The following is a 24,592-nucleotide window of genomic DNA, read 5'->3' on the forward strand; positions in this document are numbered from 1 at the left end:
TCAGTTCATGCATGACGTCATTGTGGTCGGCGGCGGCTCCGCGGGGGCGGCCGTGGCTGCACGCCTGTCAGAAGACGCCCGGACGCGGGTCCTGCTGCTCGAGGCCGGCGCCGACTGGCGGGCGGACGAGGCGCCGTGGGAGATCGTGACGCCGAACCCGATTCCGATCATCCATGATCGCGCCTTCCAGGAGAAGTGGCAGTGGCCGCAGCTGATGTCCCGCCGCGTCGCCGGGCAGGACATGCGCTTCTACTGGCGCGGCAAGGGGCTGGGCGGCAGCTCGATGATGAACGGCCAGATCGCGATCCGCGGCGTGGCCGATGCGTTCGACGAATGGGCGGCCAATGGCTGCACGGGATGGTCGGCCAAGGACATCATGCCGCTGTTCGCGATGATCGAGGACGATCTCGCGCTCGGTGATCGCGAGGGCCACGGCCGCGGCGGGCCGCTTCCGGTCTACCGCGCACCGCCTGACACATGGGGGACGATCGACCGCGGCCTGCGCGATGCCGCGCTGGCGAGCGGTTATCCCTGGTGCGACGATCTCAACGGACCCGACGGCGAGGGCGTCGCCTGCTATCCGATCAACAGCCGCAATGGCCGGCGCATCTCCACCAACGAGGCCTATCTGGAGCCGGCCCGCGGCCGTTCGAACCTCGAGATCCGCGGGCGGGCGCTGGTCGAGCGGCTGCTGATCAGCGACGGCAGGACGACCGGCGTGCGCGTCCATGTCGAGGGTGAAGGCGTGAAGGACATCGCGGCGCGCGAGGTCGTGCTGTGCGCCGGCGCCATCCATAGTCCGGCGATCCTGCTGCGCTCGGGCATCGGCCCCGCGGCGGATCTTCAGGCGCTCGGCATCGCCGTGCTGCGCGATCTTCCCGTGGGACGGCACTTCTTCGATCATCCGCTGTTCCGCACCACCATTCAATTGCGCGACGCGCTGCGTCCGACCGATCGCGACACCCGCCACACCAATTGCTGCGTCACCTACTCGTCGGGCCTCGCCGGCGGCGGCAAGCGCGACATGATCCTGATCGCGTTCAATCATCGCGGCATCGGTGTGCCCGGCGCGATCGGCGCCGGCCTGTTCAACGCCTTCTCGCGCGGTACGTTGAAGCTCGCCTCGACCGATCCGCGCGTGGATCCGATCGTCGAGGAGAACATGCTGGCCGATCCGCGCGACATCGCGCGGATGCGCGATGCGGTGAAGCGGCTGGCGCCGATCACGGTGCAGCCGGCGCTGCACGACATCGCCGACTGGATTCGCCTCGGCGATACGGAGTTCACCCTGCCGCAGGCGGCTGCGCTGCCCGATGCCGAGCTCGATGCGCTGCTCCGGCAGGTCACCGGCGACATCCAGCACGCCGCCGGGAGCTGCCGCATGAGCGGCTTCGACGACGCCGATGGCGTGGTCGATCCGGACGGCCGCGTGAAGGGCATTGCCGGCCTGCGCGTCGCCGACGCCTCGATCATGCCGTCGGACTGCCGCGCCAACACGCATTTCACCACCGTCGTGATCGGCGAGGCGATCGCGCGGATGATGCGAGAGCGCCTGTAGAGCTCACGCGATGGCGAAGCGGAGCCCGGCGCGGGCGCGCCCGCCGGAGATCGCGATCGGCGTGCCGTCGGCGCGCCAGCACGCGGCACCCGTCAGCGTGCCGTCGTCGCCGAACGCGATCGCGTTCATGCCGCCGGCCACGACCGGCTCGCGCTTGATCTCGTGGCCGCGTCCGGCGAGCTCCCGCGCCACATGGTCGGGGAAAGCCGGCTCCAGCTCGAGCGCGCCGCCCTGCGTCCACAGCCGCGGCGCCTCGACCGCCTCCTGCAACGACATGCCGTGGTCGATCAGGTTGACCAGCGCCTGGAAGGCCGAAGGAAAGATGCGCAAGCCCCCGGGCAGGCCGAGCGCATAGCGCAGGCGGCCGTCGCGCAGCGCCATCATCGGCGCCATCGAGGTGAAGACGCGCTTGCCCGGCTGGATCGACAGCGCGCGGCCCGGATGCGGATCGAAATTGTACATGTAGTTGTTGGCGGTCATGCCGGTGCCCGGGATCTGTACGCAGGCGCCGAACAGGCCGTTGATGGTCTGGGTCGCCGCGACGACGTTGCCCGCGGCATCGGCGACCGTGACATGGGTGGTGTTGGCGGACTCCGTCGGCGCAAGCCCAGGACCGAAGCTCCGTGCCCGGCGCATGTCGATCTCTGCCCGCCGCTCGGCGGCATAGGTCTTGGATGTCAGGCGCGCGACCGGCACGTCGACGAATGCAGGATCGGCGGTGGCGACCGCCCGATCGGCGAAGGCGATCTTCAGCGCTTCGGCGAGCAGATGGGCGCCGTCGGCCGAGCCGAAGCCGAGCCCGCCGACGTCGAAGCCCTCGAGGATGTTCAGCATCTGCACGATGTGCACGCCGCCGGACGAGGGCGGCGGGGGGCCGATGATCTCATGGCCGCGATAGAGCCCGCGGATCGGCGCGCGCTCGATCACCGCGTAGGCGGCGAGGTCGGCCGCATCGATCAGGCCGCCACTTTGGGCCATGTAGTTGGCCAGCGCGATCCCGAGCGGACCGCCGTAGAGAGCGTCCGGACCGTGCTCCGCGATCAGCCGCAGCGAGCGGGCATAGTCGGTCTGGATCACGCGGGCGCCGGGCCTGACCGGCGTGCCGTCCGGCAGGAACAGCGCGGCGAGATGCGGATCGCGCGCGAGGTCGTCCGCGACCAGCCGCACGCAATCGTTGAGATAGGGACTGGCGACGAAGCCGTGCTCGGCGAGCCGGATCGCCGGCGCCATCACCTCGGCCAGCGGCAGCCGGCCGAAGCGCGCCAGGGCCTCGCACCATCCCTTCAGCGCACCGGGCACGGCGACCGCGAGCGCGCCTGCGACATTGCGGCGGCCGCGCGTCTCGCGCGCCAGCGCGATCTCGTCGGAGACCGGATCATACATTCCTGGCGTGGCGCGCCGCGGCGCGGTGCTCAATCCGTCGAGCACGATGTGCCGTCCATCCGCAAGGCGGATGTGCGACAGGCCGCCGCCGAGAATGCCGACCATCATCGGCTCGACCACCGTCAGCGCGAACAGTGCGGCGACCGCGGCATCGATCGCGTTGCCGTCGCGCATCAGCATCTCGGCGCCGGCGCTGGAGGCGAGCGGATGATTGGTGACGACCATCCCGCGCGCGCCGGTCGCCGGCTGCTTCTCGCAGGTGAAGTCGGCGATGCGCCGTGTGGGCGAATCCATTCGGGTCTCCTCTGTCGAACGGCGGATGCCGAGAGGTCGTTTTTCGCAATCCTGACCGATCGCTTGCGCAAGGGGAAGAGCGGGGGCGGCAGGTCGACGAACTGATAAGTGCGCCACGCATGGCTCGGAGAGAATCGATCTCTCCCGCCGCGTTCTCATCGTCGCGCATCTGTGTTAGGGCTTTCAGCAGTTCCACTTCGCGAGCCCAGCTGATTTCATGCCTCACTACGATCTGATCATTCGCGGCGGTCGCGTGCTCGACCCGGAAACGAAGCTCGACGCCACGGCCGATGTCGCCATCAAGGATGGCGCAATTGCTGCCGTGGGCGATGTCGGCGGGGCTGCCGATCAGGTGGTCGATGCGGCCGGCCTCGCCGTCGTACCCGGCTTCATCGATCTGCACGCCCACGGCCAGTCGCTGCCGGCGGACCGCATGCAGGCGTTCGACGGCGTCACCACGACGCTCGAGCTCGAGATCGGCGTGATGCCGGTGGCGCGCTGGTATGACGAGCAGGCGGCGATCGGCCGCCTTCTGAATTACGGCGCAGCGTCGGGCTGGGTGTTCGCGCGCATCGCGACGATGACGACCCAGCAGACCGCGTCCAACATCGCCGGCATGGGCGAGGCGATGCGCGACAAGCGATGGGTCGAGGAGGTCGCGACCGCGGCCGAGACCGCCGAGATCGTCGAGCGCACCCGGCAGGGTCTGGAGCAGGGCGGTCTCGGCATCGCCTTCCCGAATGCCTACGCGCCCGGCACCGGCATGAAGGAGCTGTCGGAGCTGTGCAGCCTGGCGGCCAGGCACGACGTGCCGACCTATACGCACATCGCCTACATGTCGAACGTCGATCCGCGCAGCTCGGTCGATGCCTACACGCGGCTGATCGGGCTGGCCGGCTCGACCCGCGCCCACATGCACATCTGCCATTTCAACAGCACGAGCCTGCAGGATGTCGAGCGCTGCGCCGAGCTGGTGCAGACCGCGCAGAAGCAGGGCCTGAAGGTCACGACCGAAGCCTATCCCTACGGCACCGGCTCGACCGTGGTTGGCGCCGGCTTCTTCGCCGACCCCGCGTTCTGCCAGCGCATGGGCACCGGCTATGACGCGATCGAGATGGTGGCCGAGCGCCACCGGCTCGGCAGCCGCGACGAATTGCTCGCGCGGCAGCAGGACGATCCTGGCGCATTGGTGCTGATCCATTTCCTCGATGTCGCCGTCAACCAGCGCCACCGCGACCTGCTCGACGTCTCCGTGCTGTTTCCGGGCGGCGCCATCGCTTCCGATGCAATGCCGTGGATCCTGTCCAACGGCACCGATTACACCGGCGACGCTTGGCCGCTGCCAGATGACGCGGTGTCGCATCCGCGCTCATCGGCGACGTTCACCAAATTCCTGCGCGAATGGGTGCTGGACCGCAAGGCGGTGCCGCTGATGGAGGGCCTCGCCAAGTGCACGCTGATTCCGGCCCGGATTCTGGAACCGTCGACGCCCGCGATGCGCAAGAAGGGACGGCTGCAGGCCGGCTGCGACGCCGACATCGCGGTGCTCGATCTCGTGGGCCTGCGTGACCGCGCCGACTTCCTCAACATGAACCGGCCGTCCGAGGGCGTGAGGCATCTGCTTGTCAATGGCCGCGCGGTCATCGCCAGTGGCGAGCTCGTTCGCGACGTCAGGCCGGGACAGGCCGTGCGCCGTCCTGTCCTGTCATGAACGTCCCGGTCCTGCTGGTTGCCGGCTCGCTCGGCGCCGGCAAGACGACCCTGCTCAATCATCTGCTCGCCAATCCGGGCGGGCGGCGCATCGCCGCCGTTGTCAACGACTTCGGCGCGGTCGACATCGACGCGCAATTGCTCGGCACTGTCACGGAAGGAGTGATCAGCCTCAAGAACGGCTGCATCTGCTGCTCGCTGCAGGGCGACCTGCTGCGCACGCTGTCCTCCGTCATCAAGCGCGATCCGGCACCCGATGCGATCGTGATCGAAACATCGGGCATCTCCGATCCCGCCGAGATCATCCGCAGCCTGATGGATCCCGTGATCTTCAGGGTCGCGCCGCTGGAGACCGTGGTCACGCTGGTCGATCCGCAGCGGCTGCGCGATGATCCCGGGATCGAGCAGGACGCGCTGTGGCGCTCGCAACTGCGCGCCGCCGATTTCGTGCTGCTGACCAAGGCCGATCTGCTCGACCGCGCCGCGCTCGATGCGGTCCGCGGCGTCGTCGGCGGCATCAAGCCGCAATCGGCGATCTTCGAGATATCGCATGGCGTCGTCGCGCCGGACCTGCTGTTCAGCCGCGACATTCGCGCGCCGCGAGAGCTACCCAAGCAGGTGCCGACGATGTCGCAACCTTTCGCAACCCTCACCTGGACCTCCCGTGCTCCGCTGTCGCTGGCCCGCTTCCAGCAGGTGATCGGAAAGCTCGCGCCGCGCACCCTGCGCATCAAGGGCATCCTGCTGTTCACCGACCATCCGGGACAGCCGATCCTGTTTCAGTCGGTGGCGACGCGTGGCACCTTGGCGCCGTCGCCGGTGTCGCCCGCCGATGGCCTCACGGCGCAGCTCGTGCTGATCGGACGCGAAGGTGAGCTCGACGCCGGGGAGATCGACGCGCTGCTGCGCGAGATGATCCTCGCCTGAGATCGAAGGCCGCGCGTCAGCCCGCCTGCCGCAACGCGCCGTCCGCAGCTTCGGCCCAGGTGCAGCAGCCGCCCCCGGCGCGCTTGGCGGCGTAGAGTGCGCTGTCGACCTGGCGCAGAACCTCGTCCATGGACTCGTCCGTGAGCGGCCGGTCGTTCACCAGCAGGCCGGCGCTGGCGCCGATCACCACGGGAATGTCGGACAGCAGGAACGGCATCGACAGCGAGCGGACCGCCTCGCGCGCGAGCGCCAGCGCCTCGTCGCGTCCGTCCGCGCCGCTCGCCACCGGCTTCAGCAGCATGAACTCATCGCCGCCGAAGCGCGCGGCGAGACCGCCCCGGCCGACACAGCTCGACAGCCGGGCTGCGACCTGACGCAGCAGGTCGTCGCCGGCGTGGTGGCCGTGGCGGTCGTTGACGGGCTTGAAGCCATCGAGATCGATGGCAACGATCGCGACAGTCCCGGTCGTGCGTTCAAGCGCAGCCAGGAAGGCCGCCCGGTTGGGCAGGTCGGTCAGGAAATCATGGTTGGCCTGGCGGGCCAGCGCGTGCTTGGCCTCGAGCCGCTCGATGAACGCGGTGCTGAGATGGCGCGAGGCTTCGCGGATCGAGAACCAGAACAGCACCAGCAGGACGGCCCCGAGCTGATAGGGCAGCTCCGGGCGCATCAACCCGGCGACGAGCGTCGGGGCGAGCAGCACGGCGGTTGTCGTCAGCACGACCCACGGGCGGATCGCCGCGCGCGACACCATGCCGACGCAATAGGACATCGACAGGCCGAAGGCGATCCATGCGCCCGGAGCATCGTTGAGCTGGAACGCGCGGAAGGTGAGAGCGCCGAGCGCAAGGCCGAAGGCGGCGGCGCCCGCGGCGTACACCTTCTCCCACAGGATCACGTCGCGATCGGACAGGCGTCCCGCATATTGTTTGTAGCGCAGCAGGCTGACCACGCGACCGATGGCGTTGACGATGATCGCGAATGAGATCGCGATGTAGCCGGGATCGCCGTGCAGGACCGCAAGCGTGACCGAGCCGGTGATGGCGGCCGCGTTGATCGACATGACCTGCGGCAGAGACGTGTACAGCAGATCGACGAGCTCGCGCCGGATCGCCGGGTTCGGATGGATGAATCTGGAAAGCAGCCCATGTCCCATGGGACCACCATGGGACACCTTTCCTAACAGTTGATGGGCGCGAACGATTCGCGCGACGAAGGTTCGGAGTTACCTTAAATCTTCGTCAATCGCTCAGGGCGCGCGGCTGGGGTCGCTGGTTGGATAGACCGGCGTCGCCGTCGACATCCGCGAGGGCATCGGCGCCGCCGCCGCCATTTTCGGCGCCTCTGCCCTCGGCGTTTCCGCCTTGATGTCGGATTTTGGCGGGTCGAGCTTCAGCGGCCGCAGCGGCTGACGCTTCGCCATCGCGTCGAGCACGGCGCGGTTCGTCTTCTCGATGCGCTTTGCGGCCGCGACGTCGGCAAAGGCCCGGTCGAATTTGCGCATGCGATAGAACACGATGCCGCGGTCGATATAGGCCTCATGGTAGCGGGGATCGAGCTGGATCGCCGCGTCGAGATCGGCCAGCGCCGCCGCGAAATCGCCTTTCTGGAACGCGGCCATGCCGCGATCGTGATGGGCCTGGGCCTCGTTCGAGGCCGTACCCCCGGCGAGCATGGCATCTGCTCCGCATGGTGCGGTGGCGCCTGCCGCACAGGGCGCGCGATCCTGCTCGGCCGAATAGACCACGTCGACCTTGCTGGCCCGCAGCGGCAGTGGCTCGGTGGACGCCGCGTTGTTGCTGCCCGATGCGTTTCCGACCGTTGTGCCGGCAGCCGCCTCGTTGCCTGCGGCCGCGTCGACGGCCGTCGCCGCATCGGTGGGGCCATCGATCGGCTTGGCGGGAACCTCGTTCGGCTTCACCTTGTTGGTGGCAACCACGATCGGCTCGAGCGGCGCGACGGACGCCGAGGACATGTGCGTGAACAGCAGGTAGCCCGTCAGCGCCAAGGCGGACGCCCCGGCCAGCGCCATCACGCCGGACGCGACCGTGTGAACCCTGGCGACGACCGCGAGCTTGGAATCCTGCCGATGCTCGTCCTGCGCGGCGCCGAGCAGCCGGTCATAGGCCGTGCGCTGCTCCTTGTCGCCGAGAATGTCGTTGGCGCGGATGATCTGTCGAAACCGCAGCGCGGCGTCCGGATCGCCGGGATTGACGTCGGGGTGGCTCTCTTTGACCGCTTTGCGGAAGGCCGCCCGGATATCGTCAGCGTCATCGTCCGGAAGAGCTCCGAGTAAATCGTAAAGCGTCTTCATCGCCGTTCTCGCTGCAGGCTTCCCTCGTCTCCGATCGAAATTCCTACGGCGAATTTACGCTGGAGCACTCGTACTAACTGTTTCCGCTTGGCATGATGGTTGGTCAATCCGGCGGAAAAATGACTGAAAATGGCGAAGTTCGTAGCCATTTTTGCCGTGTTTGACGCCACCGCGTTCGCCCTTCCTCGTCATGGTGCGCGCAATCGCAGATTGAATCGCTGCTTTCTCATCGCCTCTGCCGCCGGACCTTCCTCCATGGTGAAGAAGAAGTTTGAAGCTGGGTTTAACGCGAACTGATCGGCAGGTCAGTTGTGAGCGACAACATGCGATTGCTGCAGCAGTGTGACACCGTTGCACCCTCCCGCGCGAGCCAGGTTACGCCCGGACGGACGCGTCGCTGGAAGCACTCAGTGCCGAGGGGGCTGCCCGCGATCATGCGCGTGCTTGCGGAGGCGGCGGCCCGGCCGCTATACCCGCTGCATGACTGAATTTCATGGTGTCTTCCCCTATCTGGCCTCGCCGATCGGCGCGGATGGAACGATCCGGACGGAGGTGCTGGGGCGTCTTTGCGACGATTTGATCCTTGCCGGTGTGCACGGCCTGACGCCGCTCGGCTCCACCGGCGAGTTCGCCTATCTCGATCGTGCCCAGCGCATGACCGTCGTGGAGACAACCATCGATGCCGCCCAGGGCCGCGTTCCCGTGATCGCAGGCGTGGCCTCGACTGCGATCGCTGACGCGGTGGCGCAGGCCAAGGCTTACCAGAAGCGCGGCGCAACCGGCATCCTGGCCGTGCTCGAAGCCTACTTCCCGGTCAACGACGCCGGTATCAAGGCGTACTTCCGGGCGATTGCCGATGCCGTCGACATTCCCGTCGTCATCTACACCAATCCCCAGTTCCAGCGTTCCGACCTGTCGCTCGACGTCATCGCTGATCTCGCCGAGCATCCGCGCATCAACTACATCAAGGACGCGTCCACCAACACCGGCCGGCTGTTGTCGATCATCAATCGCTGCGGCGACGCCATCAAGGTGTTCGCGGCGTCCTCGCACATTCCGGCGGCGGTGATGCTGATCGGCGGCAAGGGCTGGATGGCCGGGCCGGCCTGCATCATTCCGCGCCAGAGCGTCGAACTCTACAATCTCTGCAGGGCGACCTGCTGGGACGATGCGATGCTGCTGCAGAAGAAGCTGTGGCGCGTCAACGAGGCCTTCGCCCGCTTCAACCTCGCGGCATGCATCAAGGCCGGCCTGTCGATCCAGGGGTACGACGTCGGCGATCCCGTGCCGCCGCAGGCCCCGCTCTCGCCCGAGCAGCGCAAGGTCGTCGAAGAGGTGCTGCGCAGCCTGGCGTGACGCTGGTCGGGCTTGACCCGGCCATCCATCCCAAACGGAAACGGGATTGTGGATGCCCGGGCCTTCGCTGGGCCGAAGCGGTTTCGGCTGCGCAGGCGGGCCAAGCCCGGGCATGACAGTGCGGTATGACGCACCAGCACAATCATGGCTTGGCCAGCGGAACATCGATCCGCTAAAACCCCATGCAATTACATTGAACTGACCAAGGATTCCCGAATGAACATTCTTCCCAACAATATGCGGTTTGGTGCGGGGCAGCCCGTCAAGCGTCTGGAGGACCAGCGGCTGCTGACCGGGAAGGGGCAGTTCATCGACGACAAGGCGGAGGACGGCGCGCTGTGGCTCTACGTGCTGCGCTCCCCGCATGCGCATGCCAGGATCCTGTCGATCGACACCGCCGCCGCCCGCGAGATCGCGGGCGTGCAGGCGATCTACACCGGTGCGGACCTCGTCGCCGACGATGTCGGCACCATTCCGACATTGGCGATCTTCAAGCGTCCCGACGGCAAGCCGATGACGGTGCCGCCGCGCCGCCTGCTCGCCCATGAGGTCGTCCGCTTCACCGGCGAGGCGGTCGCGGCCGTGGTCGCGGCGTCGCGCACGATCGCGCAGGAAGCGGCGGAAGCGATCGCCGTCGACTACGAGGTGCTGCCGGCGGTGACCGATCCGGTGAAGGCGCTCGAGCCGGGTGCGCCCGTCGTCTGGGCCGAGGCGCCGGACAATATCGTTGCCGCGATGAGCTATGGCGATGCCGCCAAGGTGGAAGAGGCCTTCTCCAGCGCCGCGCACAAGGTGTCGCTCGACATTGCCAGCCAGCGCCTGGTGCCCTCGGCGATGGAGCCGCGCTCGACCATTGCCGAGATCGAGAAGAAGACCGGCCGGCTGCTGCTGTACGTGCAGTCGCAGACGCCGGCCTCGACCCGTGACGTGCTGGCGGAAGCCGTGCTGAAGCGGCCGAAGGAAAGTGTGCGCGTGCTGGTCGGCGACATCGGCGGCGGCTTCGGCCAGAAGACCAACCTCTATCCTGAGGACGGCATCGTCGCCTATGCCGCGACCAAGCTCGGCAAGAAGATCCGCTGGCGCGCCGAGCGCACCGACGAGTTCGTCGGCGGCACGCATGGCCGCGACCTCACCTCGACCGCCGAGTTCGCTTTGGACGCCAAGGGCAAGGTGCTGGCCTATCGCGTGCGCTCGATCGGCGCCACCGGCGCCTATTCATCGGGTGCGGCCAACATCATTCCACTGGTGCTCGGGCCGTTCGTGCAGACCGGTGTCTATGACCTGCCGCTGGTGCATTTCGAGGTGAAGACCGTGATGACGCATACCGCACCGGTCGGTGCCTATCGCGGCGCCGGGCGTCCCGAGGCGGTGTTCATCGTGGAGCGCCTGTTCGACACGGCCGCGCGCCAGATCGGGATCGATCCGCGCGCGATCCGCAAGGCCAACTACATCAAGCCGGCGCAACTGCCCTACACCAACGCCGTCGGCCAGGTCTATGATTCCGGCGCCTTCGCCCACATGCTGGAGCGCGCGTCCAAGCTTGCGGACTGGGACGGCTTCAATGCGCGCAAGCGCGAAGCGAAGAAGCGCGGCATGCTCTACGGCCGCGGCCTCACCTCCTACATCGAATGGACCGGCGGCCGCGCCCACACCGAGAAGGTGTCGCTGCACGCGACCTCCGAGGGTCGCGTCATCCTGCACTCCGGCACCATGGCGATGGGGCAGGGATTGCAGACCACCTACACCCAGATGATCTCCGACACGCTGGGGATCCCGCTCGACAAGATCGATGTCGTCCAGGGCGACACCGATCTCGCCACCGGCTTCGGCAGCGTCGGCTCGCGCTCGCTGTTCGTCGGCGGCACCGCGGTGGCGGTATCCTCCAACGATCTCATCAGCAAGGCGCGCGAGAAGGCGTCGAACCTCTTGGAGACCGCGGTCGAGGACATCGAGTATCGCGACGGCGTCCTCACCGTCGTCGGCACCGACCGCCGCATCAGCCTGTTCGAAATCGCGCAGAAGGAGCAGGGCGCCAAGCTGTCGGTCGACAGCGAGGGCGAGGTCGACGGTCCGAGCTGGCCGAACGGCACCCATATCTGCGAGGTCGAGATCGATCCGGAGACCGGCATCAGCCGTGTCGTGCGCTACACCACCGTCGACGACGTCGGCGTTGCCGTCAATCCGATGCTGGTGGCCGGCCAGATCCATGGCGGCGTCGCCCAGGGCATCGGCCAGGCGCTGTACGAGAACGTCGCCTACGATGCCGATGGCCAACTCCTGACCGCGACCTATCAGGACTACTGCATTCCGCGCGCCGACGACGTGCCGCCGATCGCCGTCACGCTCGATGATTCCGCGCCCTGCAAGACCAACCCGCTGGGCGCCAAGGGCTGCGGCGAATCCGGCGCCATCGGCGGCCCGCCCTGCGTCACCAATGGCGTGATGGACGCACTGTTCGAGCTGGGCATCACCAATCTGCAGACCCCGCTGACGCCTGAGAAGGTATGGGCGGCGATCCGGGATGCGAAGGCCAAGAAGGCGGCGGCGTAAGCATAACTTCGCTTCTCAGACCGCCGCATCCGTCTGCCGCTTGCCGGCATTGAGGATGCGGCGGTCAGGCCACCGCAGACGAGATGCTACCCGCGGATGGCGATGCCGCGGCCACATGCACTGTTGATGAAGCAGGCGCGCAGCGCGTCGTCGAGCTGGTCGGACCGTTTGCCGTTCAGAGCGAGGTCCGGAAAGCCATGACCCCGCAGGTAGACCTGCATCTGCAGGATCGCGCGATTGCCGCCCAGCGCGACGATGGTTTCGAGGTCCTGCCTGGCATCCGGCTCTCGTCCGGTGCGGGTGAGGATCAAGGCGCGCTGCACGAACATGTTGACGAGGTCGGGTCGGGCCGGGCCGGGAAGCACCCGCTGTCCGGGCGGACCGAGAACCTTGTTCAGGTCGGCAAGCGCTGCGCTGTCGTCTCCCAGCCCGGCCAGTATCGTCGCCCGCATCTGCAGCGCCTGGAGATCAGACCCCGCCGCGAGGATCGCATCGAGATCCTCCTTGGCGCCAGCCGCCTTGCCGGTCTGCAGCCTGATCTCGGCGCGTGTCATGCGGCTTCGCCGATCGTCGGGCTCGATTGCGATGGCCCGATCGAGATCCGCCTCCGACTGCTCCGGCCGGCCGCTTCGGTTTGCAAGGATGGCCCGGATCCAGAGCGCATCGACCGATGGCGGGTTGCGGACGAGGGCGTCGGTGGCCAACTGAAGCGCGGCCTGATCGTCCTGACCGATGAGGATGAAGGCCATGGTCGCCAGCGCGTCGGCATTCTCAGGGGCGGCCTGCAGCGCCGCCTTCACGTCGCGCGTGGCCTCGGTCAGCTGGGCGGGTATCCTTAGGCGGGCGCGGAGCAGCAGCGCCGGCACGTTGCCGGGCTGCTCGGTAATGGCGGTATCAAGCTCGGCGATCGCCTGCGGCAGCCTGGCGATCTCGGTGAGCTGACGCGCGCGAACGACGCGCTGCGGCGAACGGACATCCGCCGGCAGTGTTGCTGAAACTTCCGGCGGATCACATTCGCCGCGGGCTCTCGCCGGATAGGGCAGCTTGCATGTTCCGAAGCCGAAGGAGCGGATCGGGCCCGCCGTTCCAAGCATGTCTTCGGCGAGAGAGGGCGTGCCCAGCAGCCCGGCGATCAGGATGAGCGGGATGGCGGAGCGAATGAGGGATGTCATCGGAGGACTCACTTGCAGAGCTTGTCGAGCATGCAGGCGCGGATCGCGTCCTTGAAGTCGGGCGTCAGTTCGTCAGGCGCCTGGTTCGAGCGCCAATAGCCGGCGGTGCGCAGCGCCAGAACGGTCCGCTTGAGCACCGACTCTTCGATGCTCACGGCCAGCACCATGTCGTCGAACGCCAGATCGGTCTCGTCGAGTTCCCGATGCATCAGTGCACGCATGCGGAACGCCTCGCCGGATGGCGGATCAATCGCCGCGGCACGATCGAATTCGGCGATCGCCTCGCGGAATTGCTGACGCTTGGCGTGGATGAGCCCGAGGTCGAAGAAGGTCTCATATTGCTCGGACCCGAGCGATTTGGCTTCCTGCAGGTCGGCAAACGCCTCCTGCTCTCGTCCGGGTCTGTAGGTGAGCAAGTGGCCCCGTGCCGTGAGCGACAGGGGAATCCGTCGATAGGTTACGGCAGCGTTCAAGTCCTGCTCTGCACGGTCAAACTGGCCGACTGTCCAGTAAATGCGCGCGCGGTTCTTCAGAGCGACGATGTAGAAGTCGAGCCGGTTACCATAGCCGTCGAAATAGGGCTGCAGATTGATCTCGTCGGGACCGAGCGCAACCAGCGCGTCAGCGGTCTTCAGCGCTTCGTCGAAGCGGCGCAAACGCTGATGACTGTCGCTGCTGAGCAGCAGCGCATACTGGTTTCTCGGCGCGATCGCCAAGGCCATGTCATAATAGCGGATCGCGGAGCGGTCGTCGCCGGCGTCTGCATAGGAGGCGCCGACGCGCCAGATCGCATTCGGATTGGACGGATTGAGCGTCAGGACCTTCTCGATGAGTGAGTGGCTCAGTGTGAGATCGCCGAGACGGGACGCCGTCGTCGCGCGGGACAGCAGCAGTTCTTCATCGGTCGGCATCAGCGCGATAGCGGCATCGTAATCCTTCGCTGCAAAGTCCCACCGCTTCGTGTGATAGTAGCCCGAGCCTCGAACCGAGAGGGCGCGGCCACGCTCGGCCGAGGATGTGTTGGGCTCGGCAAGGATTCGGGAGCAGGCCGCAATGACGATCTCGGGGGAGGTCCTGAGCAGGGACTTCGCGCATTCGCCGTCCTGATCCGCGGCGGTTGCCGGTGCGGTGCATGAGAGACTGGCCGCTGCAACAATTCCTAGAACGGCAAGCCGTACCATGGTGGTTCCCCTGATGCTGGGAACGACATACCGTTGATTTCAGAACGGGCGTGTAATGAAACAACTAAAGGTTTAGCCATGGGGCTGGGGTGGTAGTTCCAGGATCACGCTGAAGTCGCCCGCGCTGCCCGCAAACCGCAGGTTTCCGCCGTGGGCCTCCGCGACGTCCTTGGCGATCGCAAGCCCAAGCCCCGATCCATGCGAGCCGTCGCCCTTCTGAAACGGCGCCAGCAGTCCGGTCTGCGCCTCCTCGGCGATCCCCGGCCCATCATCCCAGACGACGATCGCGACATGCGCCGCCGTTCGCTCCACCCTCACCATCAGCCGCGTCCTTGCGCCATGCGCCAGCGCGTTGTGGATGAGGTTGGCAAGCGCCTCGCGCAGGCTGATGGCGTCGGCGGCGACCACCGCGTTCTCCTCCGACGCCACGAAGCTGACCGAGACCTCCCGATCCAGCGTCAGCGGCACGCTTTGCGACAGCACCGATTTCGCCAGCGCATTGATATCGGTCGCCGCGAAGCGCGGCGCCTGGGCGCGGTGCTGGATCATGGCGTGATCGAGCAACTGGCTGGTGAGACGGGCGAGGTCGGCGATGCGGCCGCGCAGCCGGTCGAGCGCCTTCGGGTCCTTGGTCTGATCGCTCAGCAGCTCGACCTCGGCGTCGATGGCCGCGAGCGGCGTGCGCAGCTGGTGCGTGGCGTCGGCGATGAAGCGCTGCATCAGCGCGATGCGCTCGGCGAGGCGCTGCATGAAGCCGTCGATGGCGCCGACCAGCGCGCGCACCTCGCGCGGCGGCGTGATCGCGATCGGGCTGAGATCATCGGGACGCCGCTTGACGATCTCGGCCTCGATCCGCGTCAGCGGCGCGAACACCAGCCGCAGGCACAGCGCGGTCGCGACCAGCGCCAGCAGGCTCATCGCCGCGATCAGGCCGATCGCCTTCGAGGCAAGATCCCAGGTCAGCGCGTCGCGGGCGCGCAGGGTCTGCGCCAGCACGATCTGGCTCCAGCCATCGCCGGGCGCGCCGTCGAGCTTGCGCGCCACCGCGGCGATGCGCACGGCCTGGTCGCGATAGACACCGTCGCGCAGCACCACGCCCTCGCGCAGCGCCCTGGCGGGCACGGTGACGGCGAGGTCGTCATAGCCGGCGATGACGACGCCGCGCGGGTCGGTGACGCGATAGAACACGAGGTCATAGGCCGACAATGTCGCGAACGCTGCCGCCGGCGGATCCAGCGTCACGACGCCGCCCTGCATGTAGATGTTCTCGGCGATCTGCACGGCGCCGCCGGCGAGCAGCTTGTCATAGGCGTCGCGCGCGGCGGTCGCGGCATATTGCCAGGCGGCGAGGCTGAGCACGACGGCGCCCACGGCCAGGATCGCGCCGATCGCGATCAGCAGCCGCGCGCGCAGCGAGGTCCTGAGGTCACGAAGCGTGGAGCTGATAGCCAAGGCCGCGCTCGGTCTTGATTTCGACTGACGTCGCCGCCAGCTTGCGCCTGAGACGTGCGACGAACTGCTCGACCGCGTTCGGGCTCGGGTCCTGGTCGAAGCTGAAGAGCTGCTCGACCAGCTCCTCCTTGGCGACGTAGCGTCCGGGGCGTGCGGCGAGGATTTCCAGCACGGTCAGCTCGCGCCGCGTCAGGTCCAGCGGTTGGCCGGCGACGCTGGCGGTGCGCCCGGCGCGGTCGATCACCAGCGGCCCGAGGGTCAGCAGATTGTCGGACTGGCCGGCCGCACGCCGGAGCAGCGCACGGGCACGCGCTTCGAGCTCGCGATAATCGAACGGCTTGATCAGGTAGTCGTCGGCGCCGAGATCGAGCGCCCCGATCCGGTCGTCGACTGCCGAGCGCGCCGTCAGCACGAGCACCGGCGTGCGCAGGCCGCGCTTGCGCAGATGCTTGAGCACGGCAAAGCCGTCCATGTTCGGCAGCATCACGTCGAGCACGATGAGGTCATAGGTCTGCACCTCGATCAGCTCGCTCGCGGTGCGGCCGTCCTTCTCCCAGTCGACGGCATAGCCGATCCGCTCGAACCGGCTGGTCACGGCGGCGCCGATCTCGGGCGTGTCTTCCACCAGCAGGATGCGCAAGGTCTCGTTGTCCGCCTCGGAGTCAGGTTCGCGTCAGTCTCCTCCTCTATCACTTCGAATAAGGGCGCCGAAGTGCACCAGGCGAAATTTCGCACTGCAATATAGAGGAGGGGAGGACGATGACCGTCCATCAATCGCCATCTCAGTTCGAGCCGCTGCTCTCGGTCGAGGGCGTGACGCTCCAGTACAAGACGCCGGACACCCTGGTCACGGCGACCTACCGCGTCGATTTCAAGGTGTTCGATGCCGACCGCTTCGTGCTGCTCGGCCCTTCCGGCTGCGGCAAATCCACGCTTCTGAAGGCGATCGGCGGCTACCTGAAGCCGACCGAGGGCCGCATCCGGCTCAAGGGTCACGACGTCAGCGAGCCCGGGCCGGACCGCATGATGGTATTCCAGGAGTTCGACCAGCTGCTGCCGTGGAAGACGGTGCGCGAGAACGTCGTATTCGCGCTGACCGCCAGCGGCCGGCTCGGCACGGCCGAGGCCAACGAGCGGGCGAAGTCCTATATCGACAAGGTCGGTCTCACCAAGTTCATCGACTCCTATCCGCACATGCTCTCCGGCGGCATGAAGCAGCGTGTCGCGATCGCCAGGGGCATGGCGATGGAGCCCGACGTGCTGTTGATGGACGAGCCGTTCGCCGCCTTGGACGCGCTGACCCGGCGCAAGATGCAGGACGAGCTCTTGCAGCTCTGGCAGGACACCCGCTTCACCGTGTTGTTCGTGACGCATTCGATCGAGGAGGCGATCAAGATCGGCTCGCGCATCCTGCTGCTGTCGCCGCATCCCGGCCGCGTCCGCGCCGAGCTCAACAGCGTGCCGCCGGGCACGATGGGCTCGCCGGAGCAGGTCGCGCTCGAAGGGCGCATCAACGACATGCTGTTCGGCCATCACTGAGACGAGGAGAGCATCCATGAGCGAGACGCTGGCGCTGCGCCCCGAAATCGTCAATGCAGACACGCCCCTCGGTGACGTCAAGGTCGAGGCGAGCCTGTCCTGGCTGGAACGCATCTACCGCATCGGTGCGGTCCGCAAGGCCATCATCCTGATGGCGCTCGCCGCGCTGTGGCAGGCCTATGGCCTGTGGCTCGGCAATCCCCTGTTGTTTCCGACCTTCACCGACACGCTCTCAGCCTTCTTCGAGAACATCGGCAACGGTATCATCCCTGCGCGCACCCTGGTGTCGCTGGAGACGCTCTTGATCGGCTACGGCATCGGCATCGCGCTGGCGGCCGTGCTGACCACGATCGCGATCGGCTCGCGGATCGGCGCCGACATGCTGGAGGCGCTGACCTCGATGTTCAACCCGCTGCCGGCGATCGCATTGCTGCCGCTGGCGCTGATCTGGTTCGGCCTCGGCAAGGGCAGCATCATCTTCGTGCTGGTGCATTCGGTGCTGTGGGCGATCGCGCTCAACACCCATTCCGGCTTCCGCTCGGTGTCGAACACCTTGCGCATGGTCGGCCTGAACTACGGCCTGCGCGGGCTGAAGCTGGTGCGCTTCATCCTGATCCCCGCGGCCTTTCCGGCCATCCTCACCGGCCTGAAGGTCGGCTGGGCCTTCGCCTGGCGCACCCTGATCGCGGCCGAGCTGGTGTTCGGCGTGTCCTCCGGCTCGGGCGGGCTCGGCTGGTTCATCTTCGAGAACCGCAACCAGCTGGAGACGGCGAACGTGTTCGCCGGGCTGTTCACCGTGATCTTCATCGGCCTCGTCGTCGAGAACGTCGTGTTCGCCACCATCGAGCGCAAGACGGTGCGGCGCTGGGGCATGCAGCACTGAATTTCGAGTTATAAGCACAACAGCAAGGAAGGAGACGACCATGTCCTGGAGCAAATCATTCACGGCCGCCGCGCTCGGCCTCGCCGCGCTGCTCGGCGCCACCGCCGCGCAGGCCGAGGTCAAGGAGATCAGGCTCTCCAAGGGCTACGGCATCCTCTATCTGCCGCTGATCGTGATGGAAGATCAGAAGCTGATGGAGAAGCAGGCGGAGAAGGCCGGGCTCGGTCCGTTCAAGGTGAACTGGCAGATGCTCGACGGCGGCAACATCATCAACGACGCGATGATGGCCGGCTCGCTCGACATCGCTGGCACCGGTGCGCCCGGCTTCATCACCTTGTGGGCCAAAGCCAAGGGCATTCCGGCGGTGGAGGTGGTCGGCGTCAGCGGCCTCAGCTCCACCTCGCTGTGGATGAACACCAACAATCCCGAGATCAAGTCGCTGAAGGATTTCAAGCCGAGCGACAAGATCGCCCTGCCGGGCATCAAGACCTCGCTGTCGGCGGTCATGCTGCAGATGATGGCAGCGCAGGAGTTCGGCAAGGAGAACTACGCCAAGCTCGATCCGATGACCGTCGGCCTGCCGCATCCGGAGGCGCTGGCGGCGCTCACCTCGGGCAAGACCGAGATCACGGCGCATTTCACCTCCCCGCCGTTCTCCTACATCGAGCTGAAGGATTCGAAGATCCGCCGCGTTGCCAATTCCGCCGACGTGCTCGGACGGATGACGATGGACGTGGTGTTCGCGCCCAAGCGCTTCGTCGACGCCAATCCCAAGGTCGTGCAGGCGTTCCTCGACGCGCTCGACGAGGCCTGCACGCTGATCGCCAACGACAAGGCTGCCGCGGCCGAGATCTACGCCCGCACCGCCAAGGTGAAGACCACCAAGGAGGACGTGCTGGAGATGCTGCAGGACAAGGACACTTGGTTCTCCGCGACGCCCGAGGGCGTGCTGAAGATCGCCGACTTCATGCACGGCGTCGGCTCGATCAAGGTCAAGCCGGCGAGCTGGCAGGACATGTTCGTGACCCAGCTGCGCGACCGCAAGGGCAGCTGAGCGAGGCCGCGGTGGCCTGCGACCTTTCGCAGGCCCGGGAACTTTCCGCAGAAGCCGTGCGTTTTCCGCCGAGATGTGATGGCCGCCGAGAGATGTGCCCGGCGGCCATCGTCGTCATTGCGTCTCCGTCCATGCTATGCTGTGACGGGGGACGATCGGGGTACCAGGGGGACGTATCATGCGGAAAATTCTGACCGTGCTCGCGGCTCTGATGACGCTGAGCCTGACCAATTGCGGCTATAACGCCATCCAGACCAATGACGAGCAGGTGAAGGCGGCCTGGTCGGAGGTGGTCAACCAGTATCAGCGCCGCGCGGATCTGGTGCCCAACCTGGTCAACAGCGTGAAGGGCTTCGCCCAGCAGGAGAAGGACGTGCTGCTCGGCGTCACCAACGCCCGCGCCAAGGTCGGCAGCGTCCAGGCCACGCCCGATGTGGTCAACGATCCCGCCGCGCTGCAGAAATTCCAGGCGGCCCAGAGCGAGCTGACCAGCGCGCTGTCGCGGCTCCTGGTCGTCACCGAGAATTATCCGCAGCTCAAGTCGGACGCATTGTTCCGCGACCTGATGTCCCAGCTCGAAGGCACCGAGAACCGCATCACGGTGGCGCGCAACCGCTACATCAAGGCGGTGCAGGAGTATAATGTCGGCATCCGCACCTTCCCGAACAACCTGACCGCGATGGTGTTCGGCTACAAGGAGAAGGCGAACTTCACCGTCGAGAACGAGCGCGAGATCTCGGTAGCGCCGAAGGTCGACTTCAACGCGCCATCGCCTGCGCCGTCGAAATAGCCGGAGCTAAGGACCCGTGCGCGCGCTGCCGCTCGTCAAGGCGCTGCTTGCGACGCTGTTCGTCTGCCTCGCGACGATCGTGCTGGCCGATGTTGCGGTGCCGCAGCTCACTGGGCGCGTCGTCGACCAGACCGGCACGCTGTCCTCGTCGGATATCGCCGGCCTCACGCAGAAGCTGAAGGACCTCGAAACCCGCAAGGGCAGCCAGGTCGCCGTACTGATCGTGCCGACCACGCAGCCGGAGACGATCGAGCAGTTCTCGATCCGCGTCGCCGAGGCCTGGAAGATCGGGCGCAGGAAGATCGACGACGGCGCGCTGCTGGTGATCGCCAAGAACGACCGCAAGCTGCGCATCGAGGTCGGCTACGGCCTCGAAGGCAGCCTGACCGATGTCACCGCGCGGCGCATCATCGACGAGGTCATCACGCCGAAATTCCGCACCGGCGATTTCGCCGGCGGCATCGACGCCGGCGTCGACCGCATCATCGGCGTCATCAACGGCGAGACCTTGCCGGTGCCGCAGCCGCAGGCCTCCCATGGCGACGACTTGGACTTCGATTCCATCAGCTCGTTCGCGCCGGTGGCGCTGTTCGGCGCGCTGGTGATCGGCGGTTTCCTGCGGACGCTGCTCGGCCGCCTGATCGGCTCGCTGGCGACCGGCGGCGCCATGGGCGTGCTCGCCTGGCTGGTGGTGGGATCGGTTGGGCTGGCGGCCCTGTCGGCGATCGCCGGCTTCGTCATCGCCTTCGTTGCCGACGCCTTCGGCGCGATGACGCCTGGCAGCGGCCGCCGCGGTGGCGGCTGGTCGAGCGGCTCGTCGTCATCGGGCTGGAGCAGCGGCAGCTCGAGCGACAGCGGCAGCTTCTCCGGCGGCGGCGGCAGTTTCGGCGGCGGCGGCGCCTCGGGCAGCTGGTGAGGACGGGGCGCGTGACGATGGGCATCAGGCGGATCGGCCGGCATCTCCTGCAGCATCACTGGCAGCTCAAGCGCATCTTCACGCCGGAGGTGCTGGCCCGGATCGAGCAGGCGATCAGGGACGGCGAGCGCACCCATGCCGGCCAGCTTCGCTTCGTCGTCGAGGGCGCGCTCGACGGCCGGCCGCTATGGCGCAACCAGTCGCCGCGCGAGCGGGCGCTCGACGTGTTCTCGCAACTGCGCATCTGGGACACCGCTGATAACAACGGCGTCCTGATCTACCTGCTCCTGGCCGACCGCGACGTCGAGATCATCGCCGACCGCGGTATCCACGATCGCGTCGGCGCGGAAGGCTGGGAGACGATCTGCCGGGCGATGGAGGCGCAGTTCCGCGCGGGGCGTTTCGAACAGGGCGTGATCGAGGGCGTCGCCGCAGTGTCGCGCGAGCTCGCCAAGCACTATCCGCCGCATGCCGGCGAGACGAACGAACTGCCCGACGCGCCGGTGGTGATGTAGTCCACCTCAGTTCCCACGCTCTTGCTCACGCCAGATGCGCGTCAGAAATCGCATGCTCTCACCACGTCATTCCGGGGCGCGCGGCACGCGCGAGCCCGGAATCCATAGCCTCGAAACATCGTGGGGCGCGAGATCGCCGTGGCGCTCATCTTCGTCCCATCACCGTTCGGGATTATGGATTCCGGGCTGGTCGCTGCGCGCCGCCCCGGAATGACAAGCGGACAGAGTCTTTGTCGGCAACTCACACCTTCGTCTCAGCCGCGCCGTAGCGCTTCGTCATCGCCTGCGCCAGCTCGGTCATCTTCGCGCGCAGCTCTGGCGGATCGATCACCTCGGCCTCCGGGCCGAACCGCAGCAGCTCGCCCGCGGCGTGCCACAGCGTCGTCCCCGTCGGGATCGTCGCGATGCGCCAGCCGTCCGCATCTGCTTCGTCGGCGAGGCGGGTGCGGGCACGTACGTAAGGCTGGCTCCACACTTCCAGCAGTTTCACACCGAGCGGTGACAGGCGCACCGTGGCCGTCTTCGGATGCAGCTCCGCCTCCAGCCGCTCCGTCGCGGCGCGCCAATAGGCGGCAAGGTCGAAATCGGCGGGCCGCGCGAAACTCTCGTTCGTCACCGTGCAGTCAAGGATGCGCGCGACGCGATAGGTGCGCACGCTGCGCTCGACCCCTCCTGCGAGATACCAATTGCCGCCCTTCAGCACGAGGCCGAGCGGCGCGACGTGGCGGCGCTTCTCGGCGCGCCAGGTCTGATAGCGGACGTCGACCATGACGTCGCGGAGCAGGGCGTCGGCAATGACGCGCAGATGCGGCGGCTCCTCGGACTCGCCGAACCAGCCAGGCGCGTCGAGATGGAACCGCGCCTGCATGCGGCCGGCATTGGCGCGCAGGCTCTGCGGCAGCGCTGCCACCAGCTTGGTCTGCGCCGCGCTCATCGCGTCGTCGAGCCCGAGGGCTGCGGCGGGGCCGGGCAGGCCCGCCATGAACAGCGCATCGGTCTCGGCCGGGGACAGCCCGTTCAGCCGCACGCGATAGCCGTCGAGCAGGCGGAACCCGCCTTCGGCGCCGCGCTCGGCATAGACGGGGATCCCCGCCGCGGCGAGCGCGTCGATGTCGCGGTAGATCGTGCGCACCGAGACCTCGCAGGCGGCTGCGAGTTCGGGCGCCGTGACCTGTCCCTTGGCCTGCAAGGTGGTGAGGATGGAGAGCAGCCGGCTCGCGCGCATGACGTTGTTTAAACATACCTGACACGCCTTGTCAGGTATGGTGTGCGACAAGCCCGCCACCGCAGCCGGCAATGGGAGGAGACCATCATGACCACCGACGACAAGATCACGCTGTATTACTCGCCGCAGACCCGCGCCGCGGGCGCGCGCATCCTGCTCGAGGAGCTGGGCGCGCCCTACGATCTGCATGTCCTCAATATGAAGGCGGGCGAGCAGCGCAAGCCGGAATTCCTGGCCGTCAATCCGCTCGGCAAGGTGCCGACGATCGGACATCGCGGCCAGATCGTGACCGAGCAGGTCGCGATCTTCATCTATCTCGCCGATCTGTTTCCCCAGGCGGGGCTGACGCCGGCGGTCGACGATGCCCTGCGCGGGCCCTATTTGCGCTGGATCGCCTATTACGGCGCGTCGTTCGAGCCGGCCGTGATCGACCATTTCATGAAGCGCGAGCCCGCGCCGGTCACGCAGTCGCCCTATGCCGATTACGACACGATGCTGGGTGCGCTGGAGCAGCAGCTCGCCAAGGGGCCGTATTTGCTCGGCGAGCGCATGACCGCCGCCGACGTGCTGTGGGGCGTCGCCTTCAACTGGACCATGATGTTCGGCGTGGTGCCGCGCAAGGAGGTGTTCGTGCGCTACGCCCAGCGCATCACCCAGCGGCCGGCGCTCCAGCGCGTCACCGCTGCGGATGCCGAGATGGCGGCCCAGCACGCGGCCGCCGCCGGCGTCTGAGCGCCAGCATCGAGGCAATCGAGCGAGGTCTCGCCGGCAACAGGACCTCGCTGATGTGATTGCATGATGTCCGCCAGGCCCCGGTCGCCAGATGCCGGGCTGCCCGCAACGGCCTCGCTAGTTCAGGCTGATCCCCGTGAGCGGCGTGCCATCGACGCCGTTGTTGCTGATCGCGTTGTTCTTGAAGGACGAGACGGAGCCGCCGCCGGTCTGGACGACGCCGTTGGAATTGCCCTGGATGACGGAATTTCCCAACGTCACGATGGCGCCGTTGCCGCTTGCCAGAACGCCGGTGTTGTTGAACTCGGAGGTCAGCCGATCGAGAAACACGCCCATCCCCGGCTTGCCGGCCGGGACCGTGGCGGATATTCCGGCATTGCCATTTTCGATGGTCCTCGTGTTCGAGACGAGCACGCTGATCGCGCTGCTCGAATTCGCGGTCGAGACCGTGACGCCGAACGCGGACGCCTTGAGCGAGGAGTCCGCGATCACCACCTGCGCGGCGCCGGACGGCGTGACCGAGATTGCGCTTTGCGAGAAGTTCTCGACGGTACAGTTCTCGATGACGAGCTTCCGGCCGGCGAGGAAATTGACGCCGTTGAGGCCGAGGGTCGTGCCGGCGCCGTTGATGCTCAGATTGCGCAGGATGATGACGTCGTTGGCGCCGGCATTCACGTTGATGCCGTTGGTCGCCGACGCCAGGACCGAGGCCATGGTCCCCCCGCCGTCGATGGTGATCGACTTGGTGATCGTGACGGCGCCGTAGCCGCCGGGATCGAGCACGTCGATCTCACCGCCGGCTGCGGTCTTCGAAATCGCGCCGGCGAAGGTCTTGCAGGGCGCCGTGCGGCTGCACGGGTTGACGTCGTCGCCGACGCCGGACACCCAGGTCCGCGTCGCCTGCGCGTGCGCGTCTGACGAGGCAAGGATCAAAAGTGCGGCGCACAAAAATCCGATCGAAGAAATGAGCTTTCGCATGAGCGCTCCCCTTGAAATGCTGAAAATGAAAAATAGCCCGAACAAAAATAGCCCGAACACAGGGTA

At 67.0% G+C, this 24,592-nt stretch carries 22 protein-coding genes; 13 read left to right on the forward strand and 9 right to left on the reverse strand.

The window, feature by feature from the left end:
• The first annotated feature begins 7 nt into the window (after nt 1-7).
• A complete protein-coding gene (locus tag ACQR1H_RS10740; protein ID WP_434907526.1) occupies nt 8-1,558 on the forward strand; it encodes a GMC family oxidoreductase in 1,551 nt (516 codons plus the stop codon).
• A gap of 3 nt (nt 1,559-1,561) precedes the next feature.
• Here the strand turns inward: ACQR1H_RS10740 and ggt are convergent, their stop codons facing one another.
• Nucleotides 1,562-3,235, reverse strand: coding sequence for a gamma-glutamyltransferase (ggt, locus tag ACQR1H_RS10745; RefSeq protein ID WP_434907527.1), 1,674 nt, complete (start codon nt 3,233-3,235; stop codon nt 1,562-1,564).
• Nucleotides 3,236-3,452: 217 nt separating this feature from the next.
• Here ggt and ACQR1H_RS10750 point away from each other — a divergent pair, with 217 nt between their 5' ends.
• Nucleotides 3,453-4,946: an amidohydrolase family protein gene (locus ACQR1H_RS10750; protein ID WP_434907528.1), complete on the forward strand. Its 1,494-nt coding sequence runs from the start codon at nt 3,453-3,455 to the stop codon at nt 4,944-4,946.
• The gene (locus ACQR1H_RS10755; protein WP_434873327.1) at nt 4,943-5,872 is read left to right on the forward strand and encodes a CobW family GTP-binding protein; all 930 of its coding nucleotides are present in this window, start codon (nt 4,943-4,945) and stop codon (nt 5,870-5,872) included. The genes ACQR1H_RS10750 and ACQR1H_RS10755 overlap by 4 nt, the downstream gene beginning before the upstream one ends.
• Before the next feature lie 16 nt (nt 5,873-5,888).
• On the opposite strand, the gene ACQR1H_RS10760 is transcribed toward ACQR1H_RS10755, so the two are convergent.
• Together ACQR1H_RS10760 and ACQR1H_RS10765 are read right to left on the reverse strand one after the other, a co-directional pair.
• Complete coding sequence (locus ACQR1H_RS10760; protein WP_316238115.1) at nt 5,889-7,025, reverse strand: GGDEF domain-containing protein; 1,137 nt, start codon at nt 7,023-7,025, stop codon at nt 5,889-5,891.
• Between the two features lie 93 nt (nt 7,026-7,118).
• Complete coding sequence (locus tag ACQR1H_RS10765; protein WP_315804822.1) at nt 7,119-8,183, reverse strand: J domain-containing protein; 1,065 nt, start codon at nt 8,181-8,183, stop codon at nt 7,119-7,121.
• Between the two features lie 129 nt (nt 8,184-8,312).
• Between ACQR1H_RS10765 and ACQR1H_RS10770 the strand changes: the two genes are divergently transcribed.
• The 3 genes from ACQR1H_RS10770 (at nt 8,313) to ACQR1H_RS10780 (ending at nt 12,089) form a co-directional block, all read left to right on the forward strand.
• Nucleotides 8,313-8,480, forward strand: coding sequence for a hypothetical protein (locus ACQR1H_RS10770; RefSeq protein WP_315804823.1), 168 nt, complete (start codon nt 8,313-8,315; stop codon nt 8,478-8,480).
• Nucleotides 8,481-8,663: 183 nt separating this feature from the next.
• The gene (locus ACQR1H_RS10775) at nt 8,664-9,539 is read left to right on the forward strand and encodes a dihydrodipicolinate synthase family protein (protein ID WP_434907529.1); all 876 of its coding nucleotides are present in this window, start codon (nt 8,664-8,666) and stop codon (nt 9,537-9,539) included.
• Between the two features lie 216 nt (nt 9,540-9,755).
• Nucleotides 9,756-12,089, forward strand: a complete 2,334-nt coding sequence (locus ACQR1H_RS10780; protein WP_434907530.1) for a xanthine dehydrogenase family protein molybdopterin-binding subunit — start codon at nt 9,756-9,758, stop codon at nt 12,087-12,089.
• Nucleotides 12,090-12,175: 86 nt separating this feature from the next.
• Here the strand turns inward: ACQR1H_RS10780 and ACQR1H_RS10785 are convergent, their stop codons facing one another.
• The 4 genes from ACQR1H_RS10785 to ACQR1H_RS10800 all read right to left on the reverse strand — a co-directional run bounded on the left by ACQR1H_RS10785 (nt 12,176) and on the right by ACQR1H_RS10800 (nt 16,534).
• On the reverse strand, nt 12,176-13,261 hold the full coding sequence (locus ACQR1H_RS10785) for a tetratricopeptide repeat protein (RefSeq protein WP_434907531.1): 1,086 nt from the start codon (nt 13,259-13,261) through the stop codon (nt 12,176-12,178).
• Between the two features lie 8 nt (nt 13,262-13,269).
• A complete protein-coding gene (locus ACQR1H_RS10790; protein ID WP_315804827.1) occupies nt 13,270-14,442 on the reverse strand; it encodes a tetratricopeptide repeat protein in 1,173 nt (390 codons plus the stop codon).
• A gap of 72 nt (nt 14,443-14,514) precedes the next feature.
• A complete protein-coding gene (locus tag ACQR1H_RS10795; protein WP_434907532.1) occupies nt 14,515-15,894 on the reverse strand; it encodes a sensor histidine kinase in 1,380 nt (459 codons plus the stop codon).
• Nucleotides 15,869-16,534, reverse strand: coding sequence for a response regulator transcription factor (locus ACQR1H_RS10800; RefSeq protein WP_315713962.1), 666 nt, complete (start codon nt 16,532-16,534; stop codon nt 15,869-15,871). Before ACQR1H_RS10800 ends, ACQR1H_RS10795 begins: the two co-directional genes overlap by 26 nt.
• Nucleotides 16,535-16,653: 119 nt before the next feature.
• Between ACQR1H_RS10800 and ACQR1H_RS10805 the strand changes: the two genes are divergently transcribed.
• The 6 genes from ACQR1H_RS10805 (at nt 16,654) to ACQR1H_RS10830 (ending at nt 21,591) form a co-directional block, all read left to right on the forward strand.
• Nucleotides 16,654-17,433 carry an ABC transporter ATP-binding protein gene (locus ACQR1H_RS10805; RefSeq protein ID WP_316177392.1) on the forward strand — a complete coding sequence of 260 codons (780 nt, stop codon included), beginning with the start codon at nt 16,654-16,656 and terminating at the stop codon, nt 17,431-17,433.
• Nucleotides 17,434-17,449: 16 nt separating this feature from the next.
• Nucleotides 17,450-18,316: an ABC transporter permease gene (locus tag ACQR1H_RS10810; protein ID WP_315804830.1), complete on the forward strand. Its 867-nt coding sequence runs from the start codon at nt 17,450-17,452 to the stop codon at nt 18,314-18,316.
• Between the two features lie 40 nt (nt 18,317-18,356).
• Nucleotides 18,357-19,370, forward strand: coding sequence for an ABC transporter substrate-binding protein (locus tag ACQR1H_RS10815; RefSeq protein ID WP_434907533.1), 1,014 nt, complete (start codon nt 18,357-18,359; stop codon nt 19,368-19,370).
• Between the two features lie 178 nt (nt 19,371-19,548).
• On the forward strand, nt 19,549-20,160 hold the full coding sequence (locus ACQR1H_RS10820) for a LemA family protein (protein WP_434890368.1): 612 nt from the start codon (nt 19,549-19,551) through the stop codon (nt 20,158-20,160).
• A 16-nt stretch (nt 20,161-20,176) separates the two neighbouring features.
• Nucleotides 20,177-21,076, forward strand: a complete 900-nt coding sequence (locus tag ACQR1H_RS10825) for a TPM domain-containing protein (protein ID WP_434907534.1) — start codon at nt 20,177-20,179, stop codon at nt 21,074-21,076.
• A gap of 17 nt (nt 21,077-21,093) precedes the next feature.
• Nucleotides 21,094-21,591 (forward strand): TPM domain-containing protein, encoded by a 498-nt coding sequence (locus ACQR1H_RS10830; RefSeq protein ID WP_434907553.1) that lies wholly within the window; start codon nt 21,094-21,096, stop codon nt 21,589-21,591.
• 241 nt (nt 21,592-21,832) lie between these two features.
• Here ACQR1H_RS10830 and ACQR1H_RS10835 read toward each other — a convergent pair whose 3' ends face one another.
• The gene (locus ACQR1H_RS10835) at nt 21,833-22,816 is read right to left on the reverse strand and encodes a helix-turn-helix transcriptional regulator (protein ID WP_434907535.1); all 984 of its coding nucleotides are present in this window, start codon (nt 22,814-22,816) and stop codon (nt 21,833-21,835) included.
• Between the two features lie 87 nt (nt 22,817-22,903).
• Between ACQR1H_RS10835 and ACQR1H_RS10840 the strand changes: the two genes are divergently transcribed.
• Nucleotides 22,904-23,548, forward strand: a complete 645-nt coding sequence (locus ACQR1H_RS10840) for a glutathione S-transferase family protein (protein WP_434907536.1) — start codon at nt 22,904-22,906, stop codon at nt 23,546-23,548.
• Between the two features lie 117 nt (nt 23,549-23,665).
• Here the strand turns inward: ACQR1H_RS10840 and ACQR1H_RS10845 are convergent, their stop codons facing one another.
• The gene (locus ACQR1H_RS10845) at nt 23,666-24,526 is read right to left on the reverse strand and encodes a hypothetical protein (protein WP_434882904.1); all 861 of its coding nucleotides are present in this window, start codon (nt 24,524-24,526) and stop codon (nt 23,666-23,668) included.
• Nucleotides 24,527-24,592 lie beyond the last annotated feature (66 nt).

The sequence above is a fragment of the Bradyrhizobium sp. HKCCYLRH2015 genome (assembly GCF_051168215.1).
Classification (GTDB): Bacteria; Pseudomonadota; Alphaproteobacteria; order Rhizobiales; family Xanthobacteraceae; genus Bradyrhizobium.

Coding starts and splice junctions, on each gene's coding strand:
- ACQR1H_RS10750 (WP_434907528.1), top strand. CDS start 3,453: ATGCCTCACTACGATCTGATCATTCGCGGCGGTCGCGTGCTCGACCCG.
- ACQR1H_RS10835 (WP_434907535.1), bottom strand. CDS start 22,816: ATGCGCGCGAGCCGGCTGCTCTCCATCCTCACCACCTTGCAGGCCAAG.
- ACQR1H_RS10775 (WP_434907529.1), top strand. CDS start 8,664: ATGACTGAATTTCATGGTGTCTTCCCCTATCTGGCCTCGCCGATCGGC.
- ACQR1H_RS10740 (WP_434907526.1), top strand. CDS start 8: ATGCATGACGTCATTGTGGTCGGCGGCGGCTCCGCGGGGGCGGCCGTG.
- ACQR1H_RS10805 (WP_316177392.1), top strand. CDS start 16,654: ATGACCGTCCATCAATCGCCATCTCAGTTCGAGCCGCTGCTCTCGGTC.
- ACQR1H_RS10815 (WP_434907533.1), top strand. CDS start 18,357: ATGTCCTGGAGCAAATCATTCACGGCCGCCGCGCTCGGCCTCGCCGCG.
- ACQR1H_RS10785 (WP_434907531.1), bottom strand. CDS start 13,261: ATGACATCCCTCATTCGCTCCGCCATCCCGCTCATCCTGATCGCCGGG.
- ACQR1H_RS10760 (WP_316238115.1), bottom strand. CDS start 7,025: ATGGGACATGGGCTGCTTTCCAGATTCATCCATCCGAACCCGGCGATC.
- ACQR1H_RS10820 (WP_434890368.1), top strand. CDS start 19,549: ATGCGGAAAATTCTGACCGTGCTCGCGGCTCTGATGACGCTGAGCCTG.
- ACQR1H_RS10845 (WP_434882904.1), bottom strand. CDS start 24,526: ATGCGAAAGCTCATTTCTTCGATCGGATTTTTGTGCGCCGCACTTTTG.
- ACQR1H_RS10810 (WP_315804830.1), top strand. CDS start 17,450: ATGAGCGAGACGCTGGCGCTGCGCCCCGAAATCGTCAATGCAGACACG.
- ACQR1H_RS10755 (WP_434873327.1), top strand. CDS start 4,943: ATGAACGTCCCGGTCCTGCTGGTTGCCGGCTCGCTCGGCGCCGGCAAG.
- ACQR1H_RS10840 (WP_434907536.1), top strand. CDS start 22,904: ATGACCACCGACGACAAGATCACGCTGTATTACTCGCCGCAGACCCGC.
- ACQR1H_RS10780 (WP_434907530.1), top strand. CDS start 9,756: ATGAACATTCTTCCCAACAATATGCGGTTTGGTGCGGGGCAGCCCGTC.
- ACQR1H_RS10765 (WP_315804822.1), bottom strand. CDS start 8,183: ATGAAGACGCTTTACGATTTACTCGGAGCTCTTCCGGACGATGACGCT.
- ggt (WP_434907527.1), bottom strand. CDS start 3,235: ATGGATTCGCCCACACGGCGCATCGCCGACTTCACCTGCGAGAAGCAG.
- ACQR1H_RS10770 (WP_315804823.1), top strand. CDS start 8,313: ATGGCGAAGTTCGTAGCCATTTTTGCCGTGTTTGACGCCACCGCGTTC.
- ACQR1H_RS10830 (WP_434907553.1), top strand. CDS start 21,094: ATGGGCATCAGGCGGATCGGCCGGCATCTCCTGCAGCATCACTGGCAG.
- ACQR1H_RS10790 (WP_315804827.1), bottom strand. CDS start 14,442: ATGGTACGGCTTGCCGTTCTAGGAATTGTTGCAGCGGCCAGTCTCTCA.